Annotated in this window: 2 protein-coding genes; both read left to right on the plus strand. The window is 59.1% G+C overall.

Translation table 11 applies throughout. The features are described 5' to 3' along the window. Window positions 1-96: 96 nt before the first annotated feature. On the plus strand, window positions 97-342 hold the full coding sequence (locus HMPREF2990_RS01415) for a hypothetical protein (protein WP_083316924.1): 246 nt from the start codon (window positions 97-99) through the stop codon (window positions 340-342). A 30-nt stretch (window positions 343-372) separates the two neighbouring features. Next, the coding region (locus tag HMPREF2990_RS01420; RefSeq protein ID WP_305764505.1) for a sigma factor at window positions 373-734 on the plus strand (362 nt) is incomplete at its 3' end.

Consider the following 734-nt stretch of genomic DNA (forward strand, 5'->3'; position numbering starts at 1 on the left):
CGGATTGGTCCAATCCGCATCAGCCCCCGGCTCCGTAGTACTCAGTGACGGGCCAGAAACACTGCGCCTGCGAACCGAAAAAGTGAAGGAGACGCTATGTCTATCAACCGCGCAATCGCCAGCGCCAGCGCCATCGTCATCGCCGCCGTCGGCCTCGTCGCATGCAACGACTCCGAGGAGAATATGGAGGACAAGATGGACGGCTCCATGACCCCGTCCTCCGATGCCATGATGAGCGAAGATTCCATGGCACCGTCTTCCGAGGCGATGATGAGCGATTCCATGGCACCGTCCTCCGATGCCATGATGAGCGAAGACAAAATGATGGAAGAATCCAAGTAGCACATAACCCAGGTGTTAGATTTAGAATCCGTGGATCCGGACCGTCTCTTAGAAAGCGTGCGCGCGGGCGATAAAGTCGCCTTCGCCGAGCTTTACGACGTTCTGGCCCCACAGATTCTAGGTCTCACCACCCACATCTTGCGTGACCGGGCCCAAGCGGAAGAGGTCACCCAAGAAGTCTTCGTGGAGGTATGGCTAAGCGCCCACACCTTCGACCCACACCGCGGCAGCGCCAAGTCATGGGTACTGCGGCTCGCCAAATCGCGCGCCATCGATCGGCTGCGGAGCTGGCGCAGCTCCCAAGCCCGCGACACCGACGATTTCAACAGTCAACTGACCACGTGGGTCGCTGCCGCTGAGGACGAAGCTCAACAGCGACTAGAGTCTGAGGA

This window comes from Corynebacterium sp. HMSC071B10 (assembly GCF_001814825.1).
Lineage (GTDB): Bacteria > Actinomycetota > Actinomycetes > Mycobacteriales > Mycobacteriaceae > Corynebacterium.